The organism is Pseudomonas protegens (genome assembly GCF_003732485.1).
GTDB classification, from domain to species: Bacteria; Pseudomonadota; Gammaproteobacteria; order Pseudomonadales; family Pseudomonadaceae; genus Aquipseudomonas; species Aquipseudomonas protegens_B.
In genome coordinates, this window is sequence record NZ_MOAK01000081.1 from 295,429 (window position 1) to 319,221 (window position 23,793).

Here is a 23,793-nt window from a genome sequence, read left to right on the forward strand (position 1 = left end):
GTTGTCCAGCTGTGCCGGCAGGCCCTCGGCCTTGAGCAACTCCACCACTTGCGCCGCCAGTTCAGGATCGCCGGGAGCCGGGTATTGCACGGCAAACAGCGCGGCGGGGAAGCCGCCGAAGTCATGCCAGGTTTCCGGGTGAGGGTGGGCGCTGACCCGCAGATCCTGGCTTTCCCAATGGGCTGAAACCACCAGGATCGCCTTGGGACGTGGCAGTTGTGCTGCCAGGTTGGCCAGGGCAGGACCGCTGGCACCAGGCTCCAGGGCCAGCATGGGAGAACCGTGGGAGATAAACAGGCTGGGAAGCATGAAGAAGGTCCTGAAGGTTAAGATGCGCCATCTTCAATCAGATCATTAATCTAAATCTAATATAAGTTTTAGGGCTTTTTGATCGAATTTTAAGGACTTCTCATGCACGCGGACTTTTGGCACAAGCGCTGGGAGCGCGATCAGATCGGCTTTCACCTGGCAGAGGTCAACCCCTACCTGCAACAGTACTGGCCGGGTTTGGGCCTGCCCACGGACGCGCGGGTGCTGGTGCCCCTGTGCGGCAAGAGCCTGGACCTGATCTGGCTTGCCAACCAGGGTTTTCAGGTGCTGGGCATCGAGTTGGCGGAGAAGGCCGTTGAGGACTTCTTTCGCGAGCACAATCTAGAACCGCAGCTCAGCCAGCAAGGCGGTTTCAAGGTCTATGCCCATGGCCCGATCCAGCTTTGGTGCGGTGACTTCTTTGCCCTGACTGTCGAGGATATGGCGGGTTGTACCGCACTGTACGACCGTGCCGCGATGATCGCCTTGCCCCCCGAAATGCGTCAGCGCTACGCCGCGCACCTCAATGCTCTGCTGCCCGCGGGCTGCAAGGGGCTGTTGATTACCATGGATTACGATCAGTCCCAGCTGGACGGTCCGCCATTCGCGGTACTCGACGATGAAGTCCGTCAGCGGCTGGGGAGTGCCTGGCAGCTGGAGGTCGAGGTTGAGCGCGACATTCTGGGGGAGAGCTGGAAGTTTCTTCAGAATGGAGTCACGCGGCTGGTGGAGCGAGTCTATCGTCTGGAAAAGCAGGGCGGACGCTGACAGGTATTTTCTCGCGCCATGCAAAAGGGCGACTCGCGTCGCCCTTTTGGGTGTTTCCGGTTGGCTGATCAGCCGCGACGACGCAGGGCGTCGATACGCTCTTCCAGCGGCGGGTGGCTCATGAACATGCGAGCCAGGCCCTGCTTGATGCCACCGTTGATGCCGAAGGCGTTCAGGGTGTCGGGCATATGCACCGGCAGGCCCTGTTCCGAGCGCAGGCGCTGCAGGGCGCCAATCATGGCGTTGGTGCCGGCCAGGCGGGCACCGGCTTCGTCGGCACGGTATTCACGCTTGCGCGAGAACCACATGACGATGGCGCTGGCGAGAAAACCCAGGACCAGTTCGGCGAAGATGGTCGCCACGTAGTAGGCAATGCCCTGGCCCTCTTCGTTCTTGAAGATCACCTTGTCGACGAAGTTGCCGATGATCCGCGCGAAGAACATCACGAAGGTGTTCACCACGCCCTGGATCAGTGCCAGGGTCACCATGTCGCCGTTGGCAACGTGACCGATCTCGTGGGCCAGCACGGCCTTGACTTCATCGGGCGAGAAACGCTCCAGCAGGCCTTGGCTGACCGCCACCAGGGCGTCGTTCTTGTTCCAGCCGGTGGCGAAGGCGTTGGCCTCGTAGGCCGGGAAAATACCCACTTCGGGCATCTTGATCCCAGCTTCGCGGGACAGTTGCTCAACGGTTTGCAGCAACCATTGCTCATGGCGGGTGCGCGGTTGGGTGATGATCTGCGTGCTGGTGCTCATCTTCGCCATCCACTTGGAGATGAACAGCGAGAACAGCGAACCGGCAAAACCGAAGACCGCACAGAAAATCAGCAGCTGATTGAGGTTCAGATCAACCCCATTGGCCGCCATGAACCCGTTGAAGCCGAAAAGGCTCAGGGTGATGCTGGCAATCAGCACGACCGCAAGGTTAGTGGCCAAAAACAGCAGGATTCGCATCATGGTTGTAGAAATCTCCTCAAGCTAAAGATGTAGCGTACTGCGGGGTATATAAGGTGCGACAACCGCCTATTCAATACGGCTTCTATTTCAAACTGTGTCGCACAGGCCGGGGCTAGACGCTTCTAGTGCAACGCCATGAGCCAATGCCAGGGCGGCCGTTACCCGGCTGCGGTGCAGACCTGTGACAGTGGGCAGGACGGAAAGTGCAAGCTTATAGAAGGGGCGTGGAGCAGGGCAGTGAAGATGTGTTGCTGAATTAATCGCAGTGCGATCAGAGAGGGATCGCACTGCGTTTTTGCCGTTACTGGCGGTAGGACTTGAGGAAGCTGCCGATCCGACCGATGGCCTGCTCCAGGTCATCCACCCGCGGCAGGGTCACCACGCGGAAGTGATCCGGCCATGGCCAGTTGAAGGCCGTGCCTTGTACCACCAGGAGCTTTTCCGAGAGCAGCAGGTCGAGGACGAACTTTTCGTCGTTGTGGATCGGACAGATCTTCGGATCGATCCTCGGGAAGGCATACAGCGCGCCCATGGGCTTCACGCAGCTCACCCCGGGAATATCGTTGAGCAGCTCCCAGGTGCGGTTGCGCTGTTCCAGCAGGCGGCCCGGTGGCAGCACCAGATCGTTGATGCTCTGGTAGCCGCCCAGTGCAGTCTGGATCGCGTGCTGGCTGGGCACGTTGGCGCACAGGCGCATGTTGGCCAGCATATCGATGCCTTCGATGTAGCTCAGCGCATGCTGCTTGGGACCGGAAATGGCCACCCAGCCGGAGCGGAAACCCGCCACTCGATAGGACTTGGACAAGCCGTTGAAGGTCAGGCACAGCAGGTCCGGCGCCAGGGAGGCGGTGCAGATATGCACGGCGTCATCGTAGAGGATCTTGTCGTAGATCTCGTCCGAGAACACCACCAGGTTGTGCTGGCGGGCCAGCTCCAGCATGCCCAGCAGCACTTCCTTGGGGTACACGGCGCCGGTGGGGTTGTTCGGGTTGATGATCACCAGGGCCTTGGTGTTCGGGGTGATCTTGGCCTTGATGTCGGCCAGGTCAGGCCACCAGTTGGCCTGCTCATCGCACAGGTAGTGCACCGGGTTGCCGCCGGCCAGGCTCACTGCCGCAGTCCACAGCGGGTAGTCCGGGGCCGGGACCAGCACTTCGTCGCCGTTGTTGAGCAGCGCCTGCATGGCCATCACGATCAGCTCGGAAACACCATTGCCCAGGTAGATGTCTTCAATGCCGATGCCTTCCACCTGCTTCTGCTGGTAGTACTGCATCACCGCCTTGCGCGCACTGAACAGGCCCTTGGAGTCGCTGTAGCCCTGGGCAGTGGGCAGGTTGCGGATCACGTCCTGGAGAATTTCGTCCGGCGCTTCGAAACCAAAGGGCGCCGGGTTGCCGATATTCAGCTTGAGGATGCGATGGCCTTCCTCTTCCAGGCGTTTGGCGTGCTTGAGCACTGGGCCGCGAATGTCATAACAGACGTTGGCGAGCTTGTTCGATTTGCTGACCTGCATGGCGATGTGTTCCCGAAAATGAACGATCCAGGCGGAGGATGAACTACCGTACTGGGAATTCTGCCGTGTCACACCGGCCTGTAGCCCGCACCGGCGCGGCAAAATCCGTTTGAATGGGTGTAACGCGGCTGCCAGACTGGCGTCTGACGAGGCGCAATCATACGTGCCGCCCGATCCGTGGAAAAGATACAGATCGGGCTTTTTCCGTTGCAGAGGAAGGACCATGGAAAAGCTGGAAAAAACCCTGGAAGAATGGCGGGCGATGCTCGATCCGGAGCAGTACAACGTCTGCCGGCTCAAGGGCACCGAACGGCCCTTCTCGGGCAAGTACAACGGCACCAAGACCGATGGGGTCTATCACTGCATCTGCTGCAATGAGCCGCTGTTCGACTCCACGGCCAAATTCGATTCCGGTTGTGGCTGGCCGAGTTTCTTTGAACCCATCGCCGACAGTGCCATGGTCGAGATTCGCGACGTGAGCCACGGCATGATCCGCACCGAAGTGGTCTGTGCCAAATGCGATGCCCACCTGGGCCACGTTTTTCCGGACGGTCCGCCGCCCACCGGCTTGCGTTATTGCATCAATTCGGTGTGCCTGGATCTGGTTCCGCGTTAAGTACCAGGGCGATTCTTCGGAGTCGCCTTTCGGTCAATTAAATTGCGCACAATTTAATTGAGCGCTATTTTTACCGTCTCTCATCTTGAATGGAATTGCTGCCATGACCGACTCGCTGCTGACTATTCCCTGCACCACCATCAAGGGTGAACAGAAGACCCTGGCGGACTTCGCCGGCAAGGCCGTGCTGGTGGTCAACACCGCCAGCAAGTGTGGCTTCACCCCCCAGTACAAAGGGCTGGAGGAGTTGTGGCAGACCTACAAGGACCAGGGCCTGGTGGTGCTGGGATTCCCGTGCAACCAGTTCGGCAAGCAGGAGCCGGGCAACGAAGGGGCGATTTCCGAGTTCTGCGAGCTGAACTATGGCGTCAGCTTCCCGCTGTTCAAGAAGATCGAAGTCAATGGCGCCGCCGCCCACCCGCTGTTCGTCCAGTTGAAGAAACGTGCACCCGGGGTCCTGGGTTCCCAGGGCATCAAATGGAATTTCACCAAGTTCCTGATTGGCCAGGACGGCAAGCTGGTCAAGCGCTTCGCGCCGGCGACCAAGCCCCAGGACCTGAGCCGCGAGATTGAAGCCCTGCTCAAATGAATGACCTGTCGGTGGATGCACTGAAACTCGATTCCCAGCTGTGCTTCAAGCTGTACGCCGCCTCGCGGGCCGTGGTTCGTGGCTACAAGCCGATGCTCGACCGTCTGGGCCTGACCTACCCGCAGTACCTGGTGATGCTGGTGCTGTGGGAGTGGCAGGCGGCGCCTGTGCTGCAGCCGACGGTGAAGGCCCTGGGGGAGCGTCTGTCCCTGGATTCCGGCACCTTGACCCCGCTGCTCAAGCGTCTTGAGCAGTTGCAACTGGTGCAACGTCAACGCTCAGGGCGTGATGAGCGGGAAGTGCACCTGAGCTTGAGTGAAACAGGCCTGGCGCTACGGGATCAGGTGCCGCCGCTCAAGGCGGCGCTGCTGTGCGACAGCGGGGTCGACCTCAACAGTCTGGATCAGTTGCGCGACGGCCTCGATCACCTGCTGCAGCAGATCAAAGCCTTGTCGTAGTGGGCACCCACAGATCCAGCAGGGCGATCAGTTCCTCGCGACGGAATGGCTTGGCCAGGTAGTCACTCATGCCCGCCACCCGGCAGCGTTCGCGCTCCTCGGGCATGGCGTTGGCGGTCAGGGCAATGATCGGCAAGTCCGGCCAGCGCCCGCTGCGGCGGATCTGTCGGCTGGCCTCGTAACCGTCCATGACCGGCATGTTGCAGTCCATCAACACCAGGTCGAAGCGGTTGTGCTCCAGCTGGTTGAGGGCCTCGGCGCCGTGGGCGGCCACAGTCACGGCGCACCCGAGCTTGCTGAGCATGCCTTTGGCCACCAGTTGGTTCACCGGGTTGTCCTCCACCAGCAGGATGTCTGCCCGGCGGATCTGCGCCGGCATTTCCAGTTGGGCGTCATTGAGGGTAATGGTTTCCGCCAGCAACGAGCGGCGCAGGGTCTGATACAAGGCGTTGCGCGCCAGGGGACGAGCCTGTTGCTGCAGCGGCGCCAGGGCGCTGGCCTCTTCGCTGGGCAAGAAGCTGCCATAGGCGGTCACCAGCAGGATCGGGGCAGTAATGGCCGGGCGCAGGCCGAACAGGCATTCCGGGCAGTCGGTGATCAGCAGGTCGGGGTCGCGCCCGGCCAGCGAGTCCTCGATGTCGTAACGCTGGTAGTCGAGCCCCCAGGTCGGCAGCAGGGAACCCAGCAGTTCAGCCAGGCCGCTGCCGGCGTCGGTGATGGCGATGATCTTGCCGGACAGTGCCGGCGGCGCAATGGCCGGGGTGTGGCAGGGCAGCGGCAGATCGGCGCAGAACTGACTGCCGAAGCCCACTTCCGAGCTGATGCTCAAGCGCCCGTTCATGGCCTCGCAGAGGTTGTAGGTCAGGGCCAGCCCCAGCCCCGTGCCGCCGTATTGGCGGGTGATACCGGCGCCCGCCTGGGTATAGGGCTGGAAGATCCGCACCTGGGCTTCCTGGGCGATGCCGATGCCGGTGTCGCAGATCTCGATACGCACCCCGTCGCCCTGGGTGCTCAGGCGCACATCGACCCGGCCGAAGCGGGTGAACTTGAGGGCATTGGACAGCAGGTTGCTGACGATCTGCCGCACCCGCATCGGGTCCCCCAGCACCAGGGCCGGAAAGTCCGGGGCGATCAGGCAGGCCAGTTCCACGCTGGCTGCCGCGTTCTGCGACAACAGGTTGGCGGTGTCCTCCACCAGCACCCCGAGGTCGAAGGGGATGCGCTCCAGCTCCAACTGCCCGGCGTCGAACTTGGACATGTCGAGAATATCGTTGAGCAGCTCCACCAGGACTTTGCCGGAGTCGTGGGCGATGGACAGTTGCTGGCGCTGTTCGGGGTTCAGCGGGCTGTCCAGGGACAGGGCGATCATCCCCAGCAGGCCGTTGAGCGGGGTGCGGATTTCGTGGCTCATGTTGGCCAGGAATGCGGCGCGGGCCTGGGCCATGTCCAGGGCGGTGCGTCGGGCGACTTCCAGCTCCTCGTTGGACTGGCTGAGCCGGGCGTTGCTGGCCTTGAGCTCGGTGGTACGTGCCGAGACGATGTTTTCCAGCTGCCCGAGGTATTCGGTCAGGCGGTTCTCGGCATTGCGCCGCTGCTGGATCTCGGTGGCCATGATTTCGAATTGCTGGTTGGCCACCTTGACCAGTACCCCGACTTCATCGTTCTCGTGACCGTGGGGAAACTCCAGTTTGTTCTGTTGCGGGCTGCGCGGGTCACGGCTGCTGAGTTCGCGGATCACCCCCACCAGAGGCTTGGTCAGCATCACATAGAACAGCGCCAGGAGAATCCCGGTGAGGATCAGGCTACGGGCGAAGCCGTTGATCAGGGTGACCTCGGCGCGGCGCAGGAAGCGGCTGCCGAAGGCATAGGTGTCGACCTCCAGGTGCAGGGTGCCGAGGGACTCCTCGGGCAGGTGGCTGAGGTATAGACGGTCCTCGAACTGCCGGTCGGCACCGAACAGGAAGTCGCTGAGGGCCCGGTAGCGACTCTGTTGCGCGGGCCGTTCGACGTTGGCCAGCAGGGTATTGTTGTTGTCGATGAGCTGCGCACGAATGATTGCCGGGGAACGCAGCAGGCCCAGGGTCAGTTCCTGGGCCAGTTCGGAGTCGATGTTGTAGGCAATGCGTGATGCCGGGTTGTGACTGATTTCCAGCAGTGACTGAATTTCACGATTGATGGAAGCATCTTCACTGGCATAATCGATGCCGATTTGCAGCAGACTGAGCGCGGTCCCCAGAATGAAACCCACCAGCACGGTGAGCCGGGCCTGTTTATAGGACAGGCGGTTGGTGAACTTGATATCCATGGGGGGCTGAACCACTTTCGTTTCCCTTCGCTGCGCAAGCATAGCTGATCATCTTTGGTTGCCGGCCCGGCCTGGCAGCAGCTGATAAGGCGATAGACCCTTTGATCAGGACGGCGTTTGGTCTGTGTGACGCATCATTACCTTGAACGTGCCTGAGGAAAAGTCGTGGATGCCCGATTGAATGCATTTCTTGAACGTGCCGATGCCGTCCTGGCCCGGATCGAACCGCTGCTGCCCACCTTGCGCCAGAGCATCGACTGGAACCAATGCCTGGCAGCGCGCTGGCAGCGTGAAGGCCGCAGCGGCTTCCTGCTGCCCCTGGAAGTCAGCCTGGATATGCGCCTGAGCGACCTGATCGGGGTCGACAAGCAGCGTGAGCAGTTGGCGCGCAATACCCAGCAGTTCCTCGATGGCCTGCCGGCCAACCATGCCTTGCTTTGGGGCTCCCGTGGCACCGGTAAATCCTCCCTGGTGCGCGCCTTGCTGGCCGAGCACGCCAAGGGCGGCCTGCGGCTGATCGAGATCGAGCGAGATCACCTGGCGGACCTGCCGCGGGTGGTGGAGCAACTGGTCAAGCTGCCCCAGCGTTTCGTGCTGTTCTGTGACGACCTGTCGTTCGAGGCCGGCGAGGGCGACTATCGGGTGCTCAAGAGCGTACTCGACGGCTCCCTGGAGCAGGCTCCGGAAAACGTACTGCTATACGCCACCTCGAACCGCCGGCACCTGGTGCCGGAAAAGGAAAGCGACAACGAGAACTGGAAGCGCGTCGATGGCGAACTGCATCCCAGCGAAGCGGTGGAAGACAAGATCGCCCTGTCGGATCGCTTTGGCCTGTGGTTGTCGTTCTATCCCTTCACCCAGGAACACTTCCTCAATGTGGTGGAGCACTGGATCGGCGAGTTGGCGAGCAAGGCGGGCCTGAAGTGGCAGCGTGACGAGGCCCTGGACATTCTGGCGGTGCGCTGGGCCACGGGCCGGGGTAACCGTAACGGCCGTTGTGCCTATCAATTTGCCCGCTATTGGGTGGGTTTGCAGTTGTTGGAGCAAAAAGCATGATCGATTTGCAAAGCGCCGGCCAAGGCCTCAATGGCTATGGGCTGCTGTGCGCACAGCTGGAGTCGCTGTTGGCCGATGAGCGCGACTTTATCGCCAATGCGGCGCAGTTCTCGGCGTTCCTGTTCAGCCAGTTGGATGACCTGAACTGGGCGGGGTTCTACCTCAACCGCAACCAGGAGTTGGTGCTCGGGCCGTTCCAGGGCCAGATCGCCTGCGTGCGGATTCCTTTTGGCCGTGGCGTTTGCGGCACTGCCGCGGCCACCCTGCAGACCCAGCGAGTGGAAGACGTGCATGCCTTTGCCGGGCACATTGCCTGTGACAGTGCTTCCAACAGCGAGTTGGTGGTGCCTTTGCTCAAGGACGGCCGGCTGATCGGCGTGCTCGACCTGGACAGCCCCAAGCTGGCCCGCTTTTGCGTGGCGGACCAGGCCGGGATCGAACAACTGGCAGCGATCTTCCTGCGCTTGAGCGACTGCTGACGTCTAGCGGGCGCTCAAGCCCGCCTTCTGCAACAGCGCGTCCTGATCCACCGGGTCCACCTGCTGCGGCGCCAGGAAGCGTTCGGCGTAGCGCTGGTAGATCCGCTGCTGGATGAACAGCTCGAACAACTCGGGGTCGATGTGGGCGTCGCGGCACATCATGGCCATGATGTTCAGCGCTTCACTCAGGGTCTTGCCCTTCTTGTAGGGGCGGTCTGCCGCAGTCAGGGCCTCGAAAATGTCGGCAATCGCCATCATCCGCGCCGGCAGGCTCATCTGCTCGCGCTTGAGCTGTTTGGGGTAGCCGCTGCCGTCCATTTTCTCGTGATGGCCGCCGGCGATCTCCGCCACGTTCTGCAAGTGGCTGGGGAAGGGCAGGTGCTCGAGCATGATGATGGTCTGCACGATGTGGTGGTTGATCACATAGCGCTCCTCGGCGGTCAGCGTGCCCCGGGGAATGCTCAGGTTGTACAGCTCGCCACGATTGTACTTGTGGGCCGGCATCTGGAGCTTGAAGCCCCAGGGATTGTCCGCCGCCATGATCTCCACGGCGCTGCGCTCCAGCAGATGCTCCGGCTTGTCCGCCAGCAGCTGCTCCTGCACCGGCAGGCTGGGGGCCGGCCGGCGTTGCTGGCGCTGCAGTTCTTCCCAGGAAACCCCCAGACGATCGTCCAGGGTCCGGCTCCATGTGCGCTGAGCGATGCTCTGCAAGCGCTGCTGGTCGGCCTCGGCCATGAACTCGGCCCCCAGATTGCAACGCGCGACAAAAGCGAAATCCTCGTCCAGGGCCTGCAGGCGGGCGTCGCGCTCGGCGGCCTGGGCGGATGCCTCGGCGCCTTCGGCCACGGCCCGCCAGTAGTCGATCCAGGCATCGCGCTTGAGCACTTCGAAGCGGGTGCGGATTTCATGAATCCGGTCATTCAGGGTTTCCAGCTTGGTGGCCTTGTCCACCACGTATTCCGGGGTCGTGACCTTGCCGCAGTCATGCAGCCAGGCGGCAATATGCAAGGCTTCCCACTCGTCGTCGCTGGGCTGGTAGGCAGCGAACCTCGGGTCCTGGCTGGCGGCAGCGGCTTCGGCCAGCATCAGGGTCAGGGCCGGCACGCGCTGGCAGTGGCCGCCGGTGTAGGGACTCTTGGCATCGATGGCCCCGGCCAGCAACTGGATAAAGGCGTCCAGCAGATGCTTTTGCTTGTTCTGCAGGCGCTGGCTCTCGATACACAGCGCGGCGGTCGCGGACACGGCCTGGATAAAGGCGATACGGTCCGGGCTGAGTTTGTCCAGGTCGGCCTCGGTGCCGCTGTCCACCAGGAACAGTAGGAGCATGCCCACCGTTTCGTTGTGCCGATTACGCAAGCGGATGCCCACCAGATGGGCGCTGGGACTGTCCAGGGCCAGCAGCACGCGTTGCAGGCTGCCGGCCTGTTCGAAGCCCAGGGTCGTGACCACGTTGTCGTTGTCGGTCAATTGATGCAGCCAGTCCGGGAGCCTCGGGTCCGTCAGGTCCTTGGTGGCGATATTGAAGCGCGGCAGGTCCTGGAGTTGCCCATCGATGATCAGGCCATAGGGCTCCAGGCGCGAACCCTTGCTTTCCGAGAGGTAGATCAGCCCGGCCTGGGCCTGGGCGATCTTCACGGTCTCGAACAGCACCCGTTGCAGCAGGGGATCGAAGCGGGTTTCGGCGGACAGACTGGCGTTGATCTCGAAAAAACTGGCCAGGGTCTCCTTCATCCGGGCCATGGACAGGCCCAGTTGGTCCACCTCCAGCACGGGCGAGCGCCGCGACACCGGGTAGTCGAAATTGAAGCTGCGGATGGCATCCGCCTCCTGCACCAGGGCGTGCAGTGGCCGCACCAGAATGCGCGAGATCAGCCAGCCCAGGGGCAGGCACAGTAGCAGGGTGGTCAGCGTGATCAAGGCCCCTTGCCAGCGCAGGCGATAGGCGTCGGCCAGCAGTTCGTCCTCGGGCACCAGCAATGCCAGTTGCAGCCCGCCGGGTCCGCCTTCGGCGATATGGCTGCTGGCGACTATCCAGTTGCGGCCCAGGGCCTGCAAGTGACCGTCAGCGGTCTGCCCCTGCAACAGGGCGTCGAGCACCGGGTTCAGGTCGTTGCCCTTGATCAGGCGCGCGCTACGTTGCTCCAGCAGCAGCTTGTGGCTTTCGGGGTAGGCCACGACGTTGCCCTGGTCATCCAGCAGCGCCACTTCGGTGGCCGGTGTGACCCGGTGCTTGGCCAGGGTCGATGACAGTTGTTCGAGGGTCAGATCGGCGGCAATCACCGCCATTCTGCCGCTGCGCCGGGCCAGGGTGGTGCCGACGTTGAGGGTGGAATAGAACACATAGGGGCGGGTGGTGATCTGGTCGGCGTCGCTCCGGGCGCTGGAGAACCAGTCGCGGGTTCGCGGGTCGTAGTGCTCGTCGGAGTGTTCCAGACGGTCGATCAGGGACAGCCCGGCGTCATAGAACAGCGATTGGGAGTGAACCTGGCCGCTGCTGGCATTACGCTCGATGCTCCAGACTTCGTAGGCGCTGTCCGGTGGTGCGTGGCGCTTGTCCTTGATCTCGGCGTTGCGCAGTGGCCGTACCATGAAGAAATCGCCATTGGCATATCCCAGGTACAGCGAGGCCAGGTCCGGGTTATCCAGCAACGACTGGCTGAACGGCCTGAGCAGCGCCAGGCGCTGTTCCAGGTTCGAAGCCTGGGCTGCCGGGCTGTCCGCGAGCAGGCTGAGCAGGTGGCGTATGGGGTTGTAGGTGGATTTCAGGTCGCTGCGCACATCCTGTTCGATGCGCAGGAAGAGCTTTTCACTGCTGCCCAGAATAATGCGGGTGGTCTGCTGGTAGTTGTAGATACCCAGCACCACGCCAGTCAGGAGCAGCAGCAGGGTGAACATCGCACTGATATGGATATGAAGAGGAAAGCGACGTTGTGCAGGCGGTGGCGTGCTCGGCATTCCAATTCTCTCCAGGGGCACATCAGGCATGGCTCAATAACCAAGCATAGTTAAGGCCGGTACTCTCTGCCTTGGCCCCGCCTGGAGGTTGAGGGTATCGAGAAGTCCGTGGGCACGGACCTCATGGAGGTGGATCACAGGGCTGGAATACTGGCCTTTTGATATGTGCCTGGCAAGAGGCTTGATCATTGACCGTCCGCGAGGTCCGAGACCCCTGGATTCGCGGCATGGGAGGAGGCTGGCGACGCCTGTTGCGGATGCTGATCCAGATGCTGCAGCAGGGACTGGATAACGCGCAGCAGGGCCAGGTCCAGGGCGCTGATGGCGGCGCTACAGGCCTCAATCCCGGCGTTGTTCTGGCAGGCCCGTTCCAGAGCTTGGCAACGGGCCTGTAAAGCGGTGGCACCGACCATCTGCGCCGAGCCCTTGATCTTGTGTGCCAGGGTCTGCAACGCCTGGGGATCGCTGGCCGGAATGAGCCCCAGGGCGAGGCGATCTTCGCGGCAGCACTTCAGGAGCTCCCTGAGCATGCGCAAGACAAACAGAGGCTGGTTACGGGTCAGGGTATGCAGGGCCGACAGGCTGAAACTGTCCGCCCTGGGCGGCGTCTTGAATGTCTCCAGTTTCTGGCTCAGCAGGTTCAGGTCCAGGGGTTTGAGCAGGCAGTCGTGCATGCCGGCATCCAGGCAGCGCTGGATCGTCTGGGAGTCGCCGCTGGCGCTGCAACCGAGCAGGGTCACCGCCGGCCGCTGTTGTAGCGCTTCGTTCCGGCGGATGGCCCCGGCCAGTTGATAGCCATTCATCAAGGGCATGTTGCAATCGACGATCAGCAGGTCGAAATCGCCTTCTTGCCATTGCTCATAAGCCTGCAACCCATCTGCGGCGCAGGTGACCCGGTGCCCGAGGGACTCCAGTTGTTCCTGCAGCAGTGTCAGGCTGGCGCGATGGTCGTCCACCAGCAGGATGTCCAGAGGCAAGTGGTTGGCCCGGGGCATGGGGGCTGGGCTGGCCTTGGCGGCCTCCATCCTGCCGGCCAGGGGCAACTCCACCCGGGCTTCGCTGCCGGGGCCGCGGCGTCCGTGCAGGCTCAGTTCGCCCCCCATCTGCAGGCACAGCTGATGGCTGATGGGCAGCCCGAGCCCGGTACTGTCCCGGGGCGACTGGCTGTGCGGGTCAACCTGGGCAAAGGGTTGCAACAGCCGTTGCCGCTCCTCCCGGGGAATGCCTATGCCGCTGTCCAGCACTTGCAGTTTCAGCTGGTAGTGCCCCGTAAGCATTGCAGGTTGCAGTTGCAATCTGACCTGGACCGCACCCTGGTGGGTGAACTTGATCGCGTTGCTCAGCAGATTTGCCAGCACCTGTTTGAAACGCAGGGCGTCGAGCAGCACCAGGGGCTCTGGTTCGGGGGCCTTGAACTCAAGGTTGAGGTCCAGGTCTTTCTGGCGGGCCAGGGCCTGGAACATCTCCATCACCCCATCGACACTGTCCCGCAGGCTGATCCAGGCCGGGTTTAATTGCAGGTGGCCGGATTCGATCCGGCTGATGTCCAGCAGGTCCCCGAGCAGCTCACGCAGATCCCTGGCAGCACCCAGGGCCAGCTCCAGGGAGGCATGGTTTTGCGACTGGGCCCTGGTTTGTTGCAGCATCAGTTCCAGCAGACCGATGAAGGCGTTCAGCGGAGTGCGGATTTCATGGCCCATGTGCCCCAGGAACTGGGTTTTGCGTCGGTCGGCTTCTTCGGCTTGGCGCTTGCCTGTGTCCAGGGCGGCCACTGTCTGTTCCAGTACCCCTGATTGTTGCCGGTGCCGGCGCAGTTGTCGGTAGAGTCGGGCCTGGTTCAGGCATGACGCCAGCAGCAGGACCAGCAGTGAGAAAACGCCGGATGGCGAGAGCAGGGCCTCGATCATCGCTGGGGTGCTCGGCCCGGTCGGGGCATCAGGACCTGGTGTTTCATATCAGTTCATTGCGCTTGGCCATGTCCACCAGTTCATTCATGGAGGTGGTGGCGAGTTTTTGCATGATGCGTTTCTTGTAAGTACTGACGGTCTTGTTGCTGAGAAACATGCCTGTGGCAATTTCCTTATTGCTTTGGCCCATTGCAAAAAGTTTCAGAACTATCAACTCCCGATCATTCAGCGAGTTGAATTGTGCCAACTCCAACGTTGCACCAAGAGCACTCCGATCAAGTTGCAACGCCTGGCTGGGGAAGTAGTTGTAGCCACTGCAGATGGCCTTGATGGCGCTGAGCAGTTCACTCAGGTCTTCCTGTTTGCAGATATAGCCGCTGGCCCCGGCGCGCATACAACGATTAGCGAACAAGGTCGCCGACTGGGCCGTGAGGACCAGGATTCGCAAGGATCTGGGCATGCTGCTCAAGCGTTCCAGCAGCTCCAGCCCATCGAGTTTTGGAATGCAGATATCGAGTATGACCAGATCCGGTTCGCACTCACGGACCATTTGCAAGGCATCGACTCCATTATCGGTTTCCCCGAAGATTTTATAGCCCTCGTGTTCCAGCAGAATGCGAATGGCCAGGCGTACTACGGGGTGATCATCAACGATAAGTACTGAGCCCATGCTGGTCTCCTGCCGATAAATGGAAGGTCGAACACTAGCCCAGCTGATGGAGCGGAAGTAATTGCGAAAGTGTGAAAAAAACCAATCTAAGACGGGTCCTACACAGAATGAGGGGAGGTATTACAACCAGTTGGCACTAAAGGGAAGTTAAAGCCGGATTAACGTGCGTCGGGCTGCTGGGGACTGTCGCTAAAAGGCGCTGGCGAATGCCATCGCAGGCCGCCCCCCGGGAGGAGGGCGGCCTGAGCCTCATGGTGTTTTCTGATCGATGCCGGCTTGCAGCAGCTGGCTGTCACTGTGGCCGCCGACACGCAGCGGGCCGAGGTTGAACAACTGGTCCTTCTGGGTGGCGTCATCCTGTTTGCGGGTCAATTCGGCCACGCTGCCCGTGGCAATGTTGACCGGTGACTTGGACAGGTTGGCGCCGGCGTCCACGCGCAGTTCCGAGCCGGCCAGGTCGGTTTTGCTGACCTTGGAACCCCCCAGTTCGACGCGACCCTCGCTGGCCCCGATGCGCGCACCGGTGAGTTGGGTTTCGCCGCTGACCTTCAGGTTGACGCCCTGCTGGGTAGTGATCCCCGAGGCCTGTTCCACGCGGTTCTTGCTCTCGTGGCTGACGTTCAGGTTCAAGGTCGGGGTATAGGAGGTCTTACCGCTCTTGTCGCCAAACAGCACGCCTTCAGCGGTATTGGCCACCTTGCTGCCGGCGCTGTTCTTCTCGCTGACCGAATAGCTGTCGCTGGTTTTTGGCCAGAAGCGCTCTTTCAGGCTGGAGAGACGGTTGCCCACGGCGTCGGCTTTGTCGGCCAGGTAGTTCTTGGCCTTGTCCACGCCGTTGCCAATGGCGCCGCGTGGTTCAGGGTTGACGTCGTAGCTGCCGCTGCGGCTGAGTTTCTCCCCCAGGCGCTCCTTGGCGTCGCTGGCCTTGGCGACCACGCTGTCCTTGGCCGAGCTGACCTTTTCCACCCCTTTGTCGACGGCGTTTTCCAGCTTCTCGCGGTGCTTGTCGAAGCCTTTTTCGGCCTTGGCCTGCAGGCTGTCCTTGAGCGGACCGGCGGGTTTGGCCAGCTTGCTCACCAGCCCCGGCTGGTTTTTCGCCACGTCCAGTTTGGCGTCGATGTTGACCTGGGTGTTACGCAGCCGGTCCTGACGGCTTTCGATGTTGAGGTCGCCACCTATAGCCCCGTCGAGCCGTTGCGCCTCGATGTTGGCACCGGCCAGATGGACATTGCCGGCACTGTTGAGGGTCACCTGATCGGCCTTGATCAGGCTGTTGTGCTGAGTCGTGTTCTGGCGCTGATCGACGTCGATCTTGACCCGGGCATTGATCCCGCGATCGACTTTCGGCGAGTCGTGCTCACTGGCGTCGGCCAGGGTGGTCTTGCCCATGCTGCCACCGGCGCCCAGGGTCAGGCCCCAGTTGTTGTGAGCCTGGGTGGATTGCGCCGACTCCTGGTAGATGCCGCCCTGGGCCGCATCCAGCACCACCTTGGCGGCGTCGATGCGCGTGCCCTGCAGGTGAATGGCGCTGTCGCCCTCGGCTGCGCTGCCCAGTAGTACCTGGCCTTGGCTGTAGAGCTGGGCGCCACGCTGGCTCTGGTCGTTTTCAGAGACCCGGCCAATGTTGAAGTTGGCGCTGAGGTTGACGCTCTTGCCGCTGCTCTGCTCGCTGCTGGTCTTGCTGCCGCCGGCCGTGAAGCCGCCACCGAGGTTGCTGCCCTGGCTGTGGTGGGTGTCCACCGCCGCTTGCAGGTCGAGCTTGCCGCCGGTGTCCAGGGTGATGTCGCCGGCCGGACGTGCGGCGTTGCCGATCTGTGTGCCTTGCAGTGTCAGGTCGCTTGCACTCTTGAGGTTGACCGGCCCCTGGCCCTGGATGCTGGCGACCCGCGCCTGGCTGTCCTGCTGCTCGAGGCTCTTGTGATCCAGTTGCAATCCGGCCCCGACGTTGAGGTTGGTGCCGCTGCTGCCCGGAGTGGTGCCCAGGGTCAGGGAGGCATCGCCACGCAGGCTGGAGTTGCTGCTGCTCTGGCGGTCATTGGCCTGATTGAGTGCCAGCTTGCCGTCGGTCTTGATGTTGACGCCGCCCTGGCCGCCATTGAACTGGCTGCCTTCGAAGCTGGCATCGCCACCGACCTTGATGTCCACGCCCTGGCTGCCGGCGTAGCTGCCGACCTGGGCCTTCTCGGTGCTGCTGGTGACGTTGCTGCTGCCACCGGCACCGCTGCCCCGGATGTTCAGGTCTTCACCGGTGTTGGTGTAGACCCGCACGCCAACCTTGGCGTCCACGGCCTGTTCGCTGCTGCTGTGGGTATCGCTGGCGGCACTGGCCAGCAGACTGCCGGCGTTGATCTGCACGGCGCCGTCGGTGGCGCGGTACTGGGTGCCCTGGTCCTTGAGTTGCCCGTCGGCCTTGACCGCGACCTGGGCGCCGCTCAGCTGGCTGACCACTGCGGTGCTGGCGTTTTCGCTGCGTTGGCGGTTCTGGTGGCTGACATCCACATCGAGCCCGACATTGGGCTGTTCCAGGGCATCGAGCACCCCAGGCTGGTGGAACTTGCGCTGGGCCACGCCCTGGATGGCTTTTTCGATGGGGCGGGTGACGCCCTTGTATTCGACGTTGGCGCCGACATCCACCGCCCAGTTGTTCTCCTTGTGGCTGCTGCTCTCGCTGTTGTGCGCGGCCTGGTTGTCGATCTCGGCGGCCTTGACCTGCAATGCACCGCCGGCCTTGACCTGAGCGCCTTCGGTGCTCAGGCGGTTGCCGGCATTGATGGTCAGGTTGCCGCTGGCAGCGATGTTGCTGGTCTGGGCAGTGCTCTTGCTGCTGCTGTCCTGGCTGCTGTTGTGGGCCACTTCCACGCCGTTGCCGGCGCGGTCCAGGCCGCCGGTGTAGTAGAAGCCGCCACCGGTGGTGGTGCTGTCACTGTGCTTCTGGGTTTTGTTGTCCGCAGCCAGCAACTGGACATTCTTGCCGCTCAGGCTGGCATCGCCGGCCGTGGCCGCAAGGTCGCTGCCTTGTACCTTGAGATCTTCGCCGGCAGTGACCGCCAGGGTGCCGCCCGTGAGGCTGGAGGCCTGTTGCCGGGTGGTGTCGCTGCTGTCGTTGCGCTGCTCATCCTGGTAGCGCACTCCAGCCCGGTACTGGCCGGTGCCCGGGGCGTTTTCCTTGGCGTAGGCGTCGAAACCGCGCTTCTGGGTGCTGCTGCTGTCGTGCTGGGTGTCTTCGGCTGCGACGACCTTGACCGTGCCCTTGGCACTGGCGTCCAGAGCCCCCGCCGCAGCGACCTGGGAGCCGCTGATGGTCAGGTCCTCGGCACTTTGCAACTTGAGGTTGCTGTCCGAACGCACCTGGCTGCTGACGGTGGTGCTGTCCTTGTGCTGCTGACGGTTCTCATCCTTGGCGATGCCGAAGAATTTGCTGTCCTTGCTGTGGCTGTTGCGGTGGGAGGTGTCCTGCACGCCGTCGATGGTCAGCGAACCCTTTTCACTGATAACGCTGGCCTGGGTGCCGCCCCGGGCCTGGCTGCCGCTGATGCGCACGCTGTCGGCGCGCACGATCAGCTTGCCGTCGGCGTTGACCTTGCTGCCCTGGTTCTCGGTCTTGCCCTGGTCGCCGTCGGCGTTCTTGCCGAAGAAGCCACCGCCCACCAGGTCGCCGGAGTAACGCTGGTTGCTTTGGCTCTGCCGACGGCTGGCGCTGTTGATGTCGACGTCCTTGGCGGCCAGCTGGATGTCGCCCTGGCTGTGCAGCTCGGCGCCCTCAAGGCGCAGTTTCTGCTGGCTGTCGAGTTGCAGTTGCTTGCCGCTCTTGAGCTGGCTGGTGACGCTGCGCTGCTGGGTGCTGGCGCTGTCCCAGTTTTCCTTCCACAGGTGCTTGCGGTGCTGGCCCTGGTCGCGCTGGGTCTGGGTTTCGGTGGCGGCAGTCAGTTGCATGTCGCCGCCACTGCGGGCACTCAGGCGATTGCCGGCTTCGACGCTGCTGCCCTGGATCTGGGTATTGGCGCCGGAATTCAGCTCGGCGTCATGCTGGGCCACTACCTTGTTACCGTGCTGGCGCGTATCGCTGTCGGTCTCGGTACGGTCGTAGGTTTCCCAGGTGATGCCGATGGTGCTCTTGTCCCACTGCTGGCGTTTTTCCTGGAGCTTGCGGCTTTCGATACTGCTCAGGGTCAGGTTGCGCCCGGCATCGAGCTTGACGTTGCGGCCGCTGACGTCGGTGGCGGCCAGGGTCAGGTCCTTGGCGCCGTGGAGTTCGATATCGCCCTGGCTGCGCACGCCCGCGCGCGTGGCGTCGAGGCTGTTGGCCACGGCCTCGCCGCGGATGTCCAGATCACCGGCGGAGCTCAGCTTGACTCCGTCGCGGCCATCCACCTGGACGGCGCCCACCCGGACTCCAGCACCTGCGGCGGTGCTGACGATGTTGATCCGTCCGGCCTGCATGGCGCCGAACAGGCTGGCATCGATGCGTTGATCCTGGGTGTGGCTGGTCGGGTCGACCTTCAGCACCTTGCCGCTGGGGTAGTCGAGCTGGTTGCGGCCAACGGTCACGTTCAACTGGTCCCGGGCGGCGAGGCTGCCCTTGCTGTCGATGCGCGGGGCGATCAGGTTGATCGAGCCTTCGGCATTGCGCAGACCGCCGCCGTGGATATCCAGCTGGCCCCGAGCGTCCTGGGTGTTGAGCCCCTGCAGCTTGCCGTCCTGGAGTTCCGGGCGACCCACCACCAGGCTGGCGTTGGGGGTGTTGATGAAGCTGCCGCCATTGACCGAGATGCCATTGGGGTTGGCCAGCACGAAATCGGCGGCGCGGCCGAAGATTTCCTGGGCGCCATTGAGCTGCGAGGCGTTGCGACTGATCACTTCGTTGAGGATCACGCTGGCCGCCTGGCCCTGGAGCTGCGCGTTGGCGGCCAGTTGCCCGGCCAGTTGCGATTGCCCGGCCTGCAGGGCGTTGTTCAAGACCACGCCTTGTTGCCCGACGTTGTAGTCCAGGAACTGGTTGTGGGACAGGCCGCCGGCATTGGGCGCGACGATGTTGACGATGGGTACGCCGCCCTGGTTTTGCAGTTGCGGGGTGCCGCCGGGGCCTTCGACCACGGTGATCCCGCCGGCCAGGGCCAGGGGCAGATGGGACACCAGCAGCAGGCCGGCGATGGTCCAGCGCAATGTGCCCTGGGGTGAAAGGTTGAATCTATGAGTGTTGTCAGGCATGAGAACCTCGTGCTGAGTGGGTGAGCCGGGCGTTGCTTTCTTGGGTGCAACGGCGCGTTTTGCTCAGGTTCATCGGGTGTTTCAGGCTAATCGGCGGTTGATCAAATCTGCAGGCTGAACCTGGCCAGCCAGACTTCCGGCTCCGTGCGAAAGCCCTGCGGGTTGGTGAGGCTGCGTTGGTAATCCAGGTCGACCTGGAGTTTTTTCCAGGCCAGGTTGAGGCCCAGGCTGGCACCGCCGAGATGGCGGCTCTGGGCGCCGTGCTCGGCCTTGATCCAGCCGTTGTCCAGGCCCAGGCGTGGGGTGATCTTGACCGGCAGGTCGCTGTTGAGCGGCAGGCGCAGGGTGTTGCGCCAGACCGCGCCGATGGCGCCGGAGGCACTGTTGACGCGGTAGCCGCGCACCGCGGAATCGTCGGTGCCCAGCAGTTGCTCGATGGCCGGCAGCGGGTCCGGGCTGTACTGGGCCGAGAGCTGGCTCTGCCACTGCCAGCGCTGCTCGCCCCACTGGCCGTTGCGCCACTGGCTGAGGCCGGCGCGGTACTTGCGGAACTGCGCCTGGGGCAGGTTGCGTTGCAGCTGTTGCGAGTCGCGATCGGCGCCGAACCAGGTCAGGCCCTGGGCGTAATTGACATCCAGGTTCCATACCGCGCTGTTGAGCCAGAACAGGTTGAGTCCTGCCTCGGCCACGGTCAGGGTCGGGCTCTGGATCTGCAGGTGGGCTTTTTGCAGGTAGCTGTCCACGTCCTTGTAGGCCAGTTGCAGGTTGGCGCTGAGCTGGTGGCTCTGGTCGCGCCACAGCACCCGGTCGGCGCGGCCGCTGACCATGTCGGTGCGGCCGCTGTTGTACAGGGTGGTGCGGGCCAGCTTGAGCGGGGCGCGGTATTCGGCGTGGCTGGCGAACAGGCTGTAGGTCCAGTAACCGTAGGGCACCGAGTAGAACAGGCTGCTGCTGCGGCTGTAGCGCGGGCCGTGGTTGAGGGTGTCGCTGTAGTTCAGGTTCAGCGCGTCGTTGATCTGCAACGGGCTGTCCAGATTGAGGTTGATCGACTGCCGGTCGCGGCCGGTGCCGGCGCTGCCGAGGTTATCCACACCCAGCCCGAGGCCCCAACGGGCGGCGCTGCTGCGTGAGCGCAGGATGATCCGCGAGGCGCCGGGTTGGCTGCCCGGGGCGATGTCGGCGGTCAGGTCCAGGGAGCGCAGGCGGTTCAGTTGATCCAGGCCCTGCTCCAGGTCTCGCAGGTTCAGGGGCTTGCCGAGCATGCCCGGGAAAGCACCGCCCAAGGACACCGGCAGGCTCTGGTCGGCCAATTCGATGGCTTCGACGTAGCCTTCTTCCACCAGGATATCCAGGCTGTGGCCGGCTGCCGGGGTGCTGGCCAGGTAGGGGCGGCTGGCAATGTAGCCGGCCTCGACGTAGAGACGGGTGATGGCGGCCAGCAGTTGGTTGATCTGGTTGACCCCCATGCACGGCGCCACGTACGGCTTGATGTAGTCATTGAGCCGGGTTTTGCTGAACAGGCTGACGCCTCCGATGCGGGTGCCGCTCAGGGGCCAGCAGCGACTGTCGCTGGCGGTCTGCTCCGGCAGGGTGGGCGTGGCCGGGGTGCTGCTGAAGCTGCCGCGCTGCATCTGCCGCTGGCGCTGCTCCAGTTGCAACTGCTGCAGGTCCCGTTGCTGTTGCTGCTGCAGGCGCAGGGCTTCCTGGCCTGGTTGCAGGTCGTCGGCCAGGGCCGGGGTCAGGCAGGTCAGACCCAGTACTACCAGTCCCAGGCACCAGTTGCCGGTGTGGGCGAGAAGGGAGCGGTCAGTGCGTGATGAATAGGGCACTTGGCATCCTTACTGTAAAAAGACCAAGTGACGAACAACAGAAAAGCCGATCGGTGAGGCTCAACTAGTGACGTCGCTTTAAGTTCTGCACCGTGAATATGAGGCGCCGTCGATATCTATATCGGGGGCCAATCTTCAAGTGCTCGAGAGTGACAATTCCTGAGTGAGAGCCGGGTGCTTCAGTGCAAATTCAGGTCATGACAAAAGGGTTGAGTGAGTGCTGGTCGAAACGTTACAGCGCAGTGTGAAATTAATTTTTCCGGGGGTGGTCAGCGGGGAAGTTTCTGTATGAAATTGAGACTATCCGAAAGCAAAAACTCGATTTGTACGTAAATTGTAAATGCATAGAAGGCTAACAAAATTTTCTTGCCGGCCTTGATTGGCAAGGGGTGTAGCGAATTTTGAGGATTTTTGAAAGGTAGGATGTTTGGTTGAATCCAGTTGAAGTGTTTAATTCTGTGATGACCAGACGATAACGTTAATGACAGTGGTGAGTGTTTATGGCTAGTTGCTCTTTCTATTCGAGTAGTTGCTCTAGTCTTGCCTGTTTTTAATTGAAGTAGTGTTTGTCAGGGTATTCCTTAGATTGAAGTTTCTGAGTGAGGTGCCCGGAATCACGAGTGTGCTGCCCCCTGTCACGGCGCATATCCGGAGTTCGCGGGTCGTTGTTGCGACGGCCCGTCTAGGGGAATCCCTTAGTTGTCGATTGGATGTTGCAGGTCATATCAAGTGCCTGGCGCAGCGGCCAGGCACTTGATGGAGGAGGGTCATTGCGGGCTTGAGCGTCCGGTCATTTCCCGGGCCATTTCACTGGCGTAGCTGTCGGTCATGCCAGCGATGAAGTCGATCATCCGCAGGAACGACTTGTGCAGCGGCCAGTTCGGGTCCGGTGCATTGTTGCCCAGCAGATCGAGAATCCGCCGGTTCTTGAACGACGGGGTCTTGCCGCCGTGCTGCTCCAGTGCGGCACCGCAGAAGGAGTTCAGGAGGATTTCCAGGGTGGTGTAGGCGCCGATCTCGTGCAGGGTCTTGCGTTTGTCCTGGAAGATCTTGCGCCGTGCTACGTCCTTGGCATTGAGCACGCAACGCTTGGCCGGGCCGTGCATGTGCTCCACCAGGTCGCCGTGCAGGGTGCCGGCCAGCAGGGCGTCCTGCTGTTCGACAAAGGCCCGGGCGGCAGCGTTGGTCAAATGTTCGATGGCCTTGCCCCGCAGGATCGCCAGGCGCCGTCGGCGAGAGTCCCCCGGGCCCAGTTGGCGATAGGTTTCCGGCAGGTCGTCGCCCACCAGCCCCAACAGCAGGGCCTCGACCTCGGCGTACTCCAACAGGTCCATCTCCAGGCCGTCTTCCAGGTCGATCAGGGCGTAGCAGATGTCGTCCGCCGCTTCCATCAGGTACACCAGTGGATGCCGGGCCCAGCGCTGTTCCTCCAACTGCGGCAGGCCGAGCTTGTGGGCGATCTGTTCCAGCAGCGGCAGTTCGCTCTGGTAGCAGCCGAACTTGTGCTTCTTGTAGCCCAGGGAGTCGGCGTGGCGCGCGGTCCAGGGGTATTTGAGGTAGGTGCCGAGGGTGGCGTAGGTCAGTCGGGTGCCGCCGTCGAACTGGTGATACTCCAGCTGGGTCAGGACCCGGAAACCCTGGGCATTGCCTTCGAAATTGAGGAAGTCCAGGCGCTCCGCCTCGCTCATGGCGTCAAGCCAACCGCGTCCGGCGGCCTGCTGGAACCAGTGGCGGATGGCGTCTTCGCCGGAATGGCCGAAGGGCGGGTTGCCGATGTCGTGGGCCAGGCAGGCGGATTGCACCACCATCCCCAGGTCGCTGGGTTCGCACCAGTCGGGCAGGGCGCCGCGCAGGGTCTCGCCCACGCGCATGCCCAGGGAACGACCGACGCAACTGACTTCCAGCGAGTGGGTCAGGCGGGTATGAATATGGTCGTTGCTGGACACCGGGTGCACCTGGGTCTTGCGCCCCAGGCGGCGGAAGGCGCCGGAGAAGATGATGCGGTCATGGTCTTTATGGAAAGGGCTACGGCCGAGTTCTTCCGGGCTGTGCACTGGCTTTCCGAGGCGTTCGCGGGTGAGCAGGGTCTGCCAATCCAAGGCGGGGTCTCTCCGAAAAAAAACTGAGGCGCCCAGCTTCCGGGTTCCCGGGCGTGGCCGCAAGAGGGGCATGGCC

At 62.6% G+C, this 23,793-nt stretch carries 16 protein-coding genes; 6 read left to right on the top strand and 10 right to left on the bottom strand.

Going from position 1 to position 23,793, the window contains the following annotated elements; translation table 11 throughout:
• Positions 1-309, bottom strand: a 309-nt coding sequence (locus tag BLX41_RS33865) for a dioxygenase family protein (RefSeq protein ID WP_185073775.1), incomplete at its 3' end; no start/stop codon positions are given.
• Between the two features lie 102 nt (positions 310-411).
• On the opposite strand from BLX41_RS33865, the gene BLX41_RS25230 reads away from it, so the two are divergent.
• Positions 412-1,077: a thiopurine S-methyltransferase gene (locus BLX41_RS25230; RefSeq protein ID WP_123727066.1), complete on the top strand. Its 666-nt coding sequence runs from the start codon at positions 412-414 to the stop codon at positions 1,075-1,077.
• Between the two features lie 68 nt (positions 1,078-1,145).
• Here BLX41_RS25230 and htpX read toward each other — a convergent pair whose 3' ends face one another.
• Both htpX and BLX41_RS25240 read right to left on the bottom strand, forming a co-directional pair.
• Positions 1,146-2,033: a protease HtpX gene (gene htpX, locus BLX41_RS25235; protein ID WP_016965069.1), complete on the bottom strand. Its 888-nt coding sequence runs from the start codon at positions 2,031-2,033 to the stop codon at positions 1,146-1,148.
• 301 nt (positions 2,034-2,334) lie between these two features.
• The gene (locus BLX41_RS25240) at positions 2,335-3,546 is read right to left on the bottom strand and encodes a pyridoxal phosphate-dependent aminotransferase (RefSeq protein WP_123727067.1); all 1,212 of its coding nucleotides are present in this window, start codon (positions 3,544-3,546) and stop codon (positions 2,335-2,337) included.
• Positions 3,547-3,769: 223 nt separating this feature from the next.
• On the opposite strand from BLX41_RS25240, the gene msrB reads away from it, so the two are divergent.
• The 3 genes from msrB to BLX41_RS25255 all read left to right on the top strand — a co-directional run bounded on the left by msrB (position 3,770) and on the right by BLX41_RS25255 (position 5,209).
• Complete coding sequence (msrB, locus tag BLX41_RS25245) at positions 3,770-4,162, top strand: peptide-methionine (R)-S-oxide reductase MsrB (RefSeq protein WP_123727068.1); 393 nt, start codon at positions 3,770-3,772, stop codon at positions 4,160-4,162.
• Between the two features lie 103 nt (positions 4,163-4,265).
• The gene (locus BLX41_RS25250) at positions 4,266-4,751 is read left to right on the top strand and encodes a glutathione peroxidase (protein WP_123727069.1); all 486 of its coding nucleotides are present in this window, start codon (positions 4,266-4,268) and stop codon (positions 4,749-4,751) included.
• Complete coding sequence (locus tag BLX41_RS25255) at positions 4,748-5,209, top strand: MarR family winged helix-turn-helix transcriptional regulator (protein WP_123727070.1); 462 nt, start codon at positions 4,748-4,750, stop codon at positions 5,207-5,209. The genes BLX41_RS25250 and BLX41_RS25255 overlap by 4 nt, the downstream gene beginning before the upstream one ends.
• On the opposite strand, the gene BLX41_RS25260 is transcribed toward BLX41_RS25255, so the two are convergent.
• Complete coding sequence (locus BLX41_RS25260) at positions 5,193-7,514, bottom strand: hybrid sensor histidine kinase/response regulator (protein WP_123727071.1); 2,322 nt, start codon at positions 7,512-7,514, stop codon at positions 5,193-5,195. The two genes, BLX41_RS25255 and BLX41_RS25260, sit on opposite strands and share 17 nt — an antisense overlap.
• Before the next feature lie 165 nt (positions 7,515-7,679).
• Here BLX41_RS25260 and BLX41_RS25265 point away from each other — a divergent pair, with 165 nt between their 5' ends.
• Together BLX41_RS25265 and BLX41_RS25270 are read left to right on the top strand one after the other, a co-directional pair.
• A complete protein-coding gene (locus BLX41_RS25265) occupies positions 7,680-8,570 on the top strand; it encodes an ATP-binding protein (RefSeq protein WP_123727072.1) in 891 nt (296 codons plus the stop codon).
• The gene (locus BLX41_RS25270; protein ID WP_123727073.1) at positions 8,567-9,049 is read left to right on the top strand and encodes a GAF domain-containing protein; all 483 of its coding nucleotides are present in this window, start codon (positions 8,567-8,569) and stop codon (positions 9,047-9,049) included. Before BLX41_RS25265 ends, BLX41_RS25270 begins: the two co-directional genes overlap by 4 nt.
• Before the next feature lie 3 nt (positions 9,050-9,052).
• Here BLX41_RS25270 and BLX41_RS25275 read toward each other — a convergent pair whose 3' ends face one another.
• The 6 genes from BLX41_RS25275 to BLX41_RS25300 all read right to left on the bottom strand — a co-directional run bounded on the left by BLX41_RS25275 (position 9,053) and on the right by BLX41_RS25300 (position 23,717).
• A complete protein-coding gene (locus BLX41_RS25275; RefSeq protein WP_123727074.1) occupies positions 9,053-12,004 on the bottom strand; it encodes an HD domain-containing phosphohydrolase in 2,952 nt (983 codons plus the stop codon).
• A gap of 185 nt (positions 12,005-12,189) precedes the next feature.
• On the bottom strand, positions 12,190-13,911 hold the full coding sequence (locus BLX41_RS25280; RefSeq protein ID WP_123727075.1) for a response regulator: 1,722 nt from the start codon (positions 13,909-13,911) through the stop codon (positions 12,190-12,192).
• A gap of 43 nt (positions 13,912-13,954) precedes the next feature.
• Positions 13,955-14,581 (bottom strand): response regulator transcription factor, encoded by a 627-nt coding sequence (locus BLX41_RS25285; RefSeq protein ID WP_123727076.1) that lies wholly within the window; start codon positions 14,579-14,581, stop codon positions 13,955-13,957.
• Between the two features lie 249 nt (positions 14,582-14,830).
• Positions 14,831-19,789, bottom strand: a complete 4,959-nt coding sequence (locus BLX41_RS25290) for a hemagglutinin repeat-containing protein (protein ID WP_123727077.1) — start codon at positions 19,787-19,789, stop codon at positions 14,831-14,833.
• Between the two features lie 101 nt (positions 19,790-19,890).
• Positions 19,891-21,561: a ShlB/FhaC/HecB family hemolysin secretion/activation protein gene (locus BLX41_RS25295; RefSeq protein ID WP_259745178.1), complete on the bottom strand. Its 1,671-nt coding sequence runs from the start codon at positions 21,559-21,561 to the stop codon at positions 19,891-19,893.
• A gap of 824 nt (positions 21,562-22,385) precedes the next feature.
• Positions 22,386-23,717, bottom strand: a complete 1,332-nt coding sequence (locus BLX41_RS25300; protein WP_123727079.1) for a deoxyguanosinetriphosphate triphosphohydrolase — start codon at positions 23,715-23,717, stop codon at positions 22,386-22,388.
• Positions 23,718-23,793: the final 76 nt, after the last annotated feature.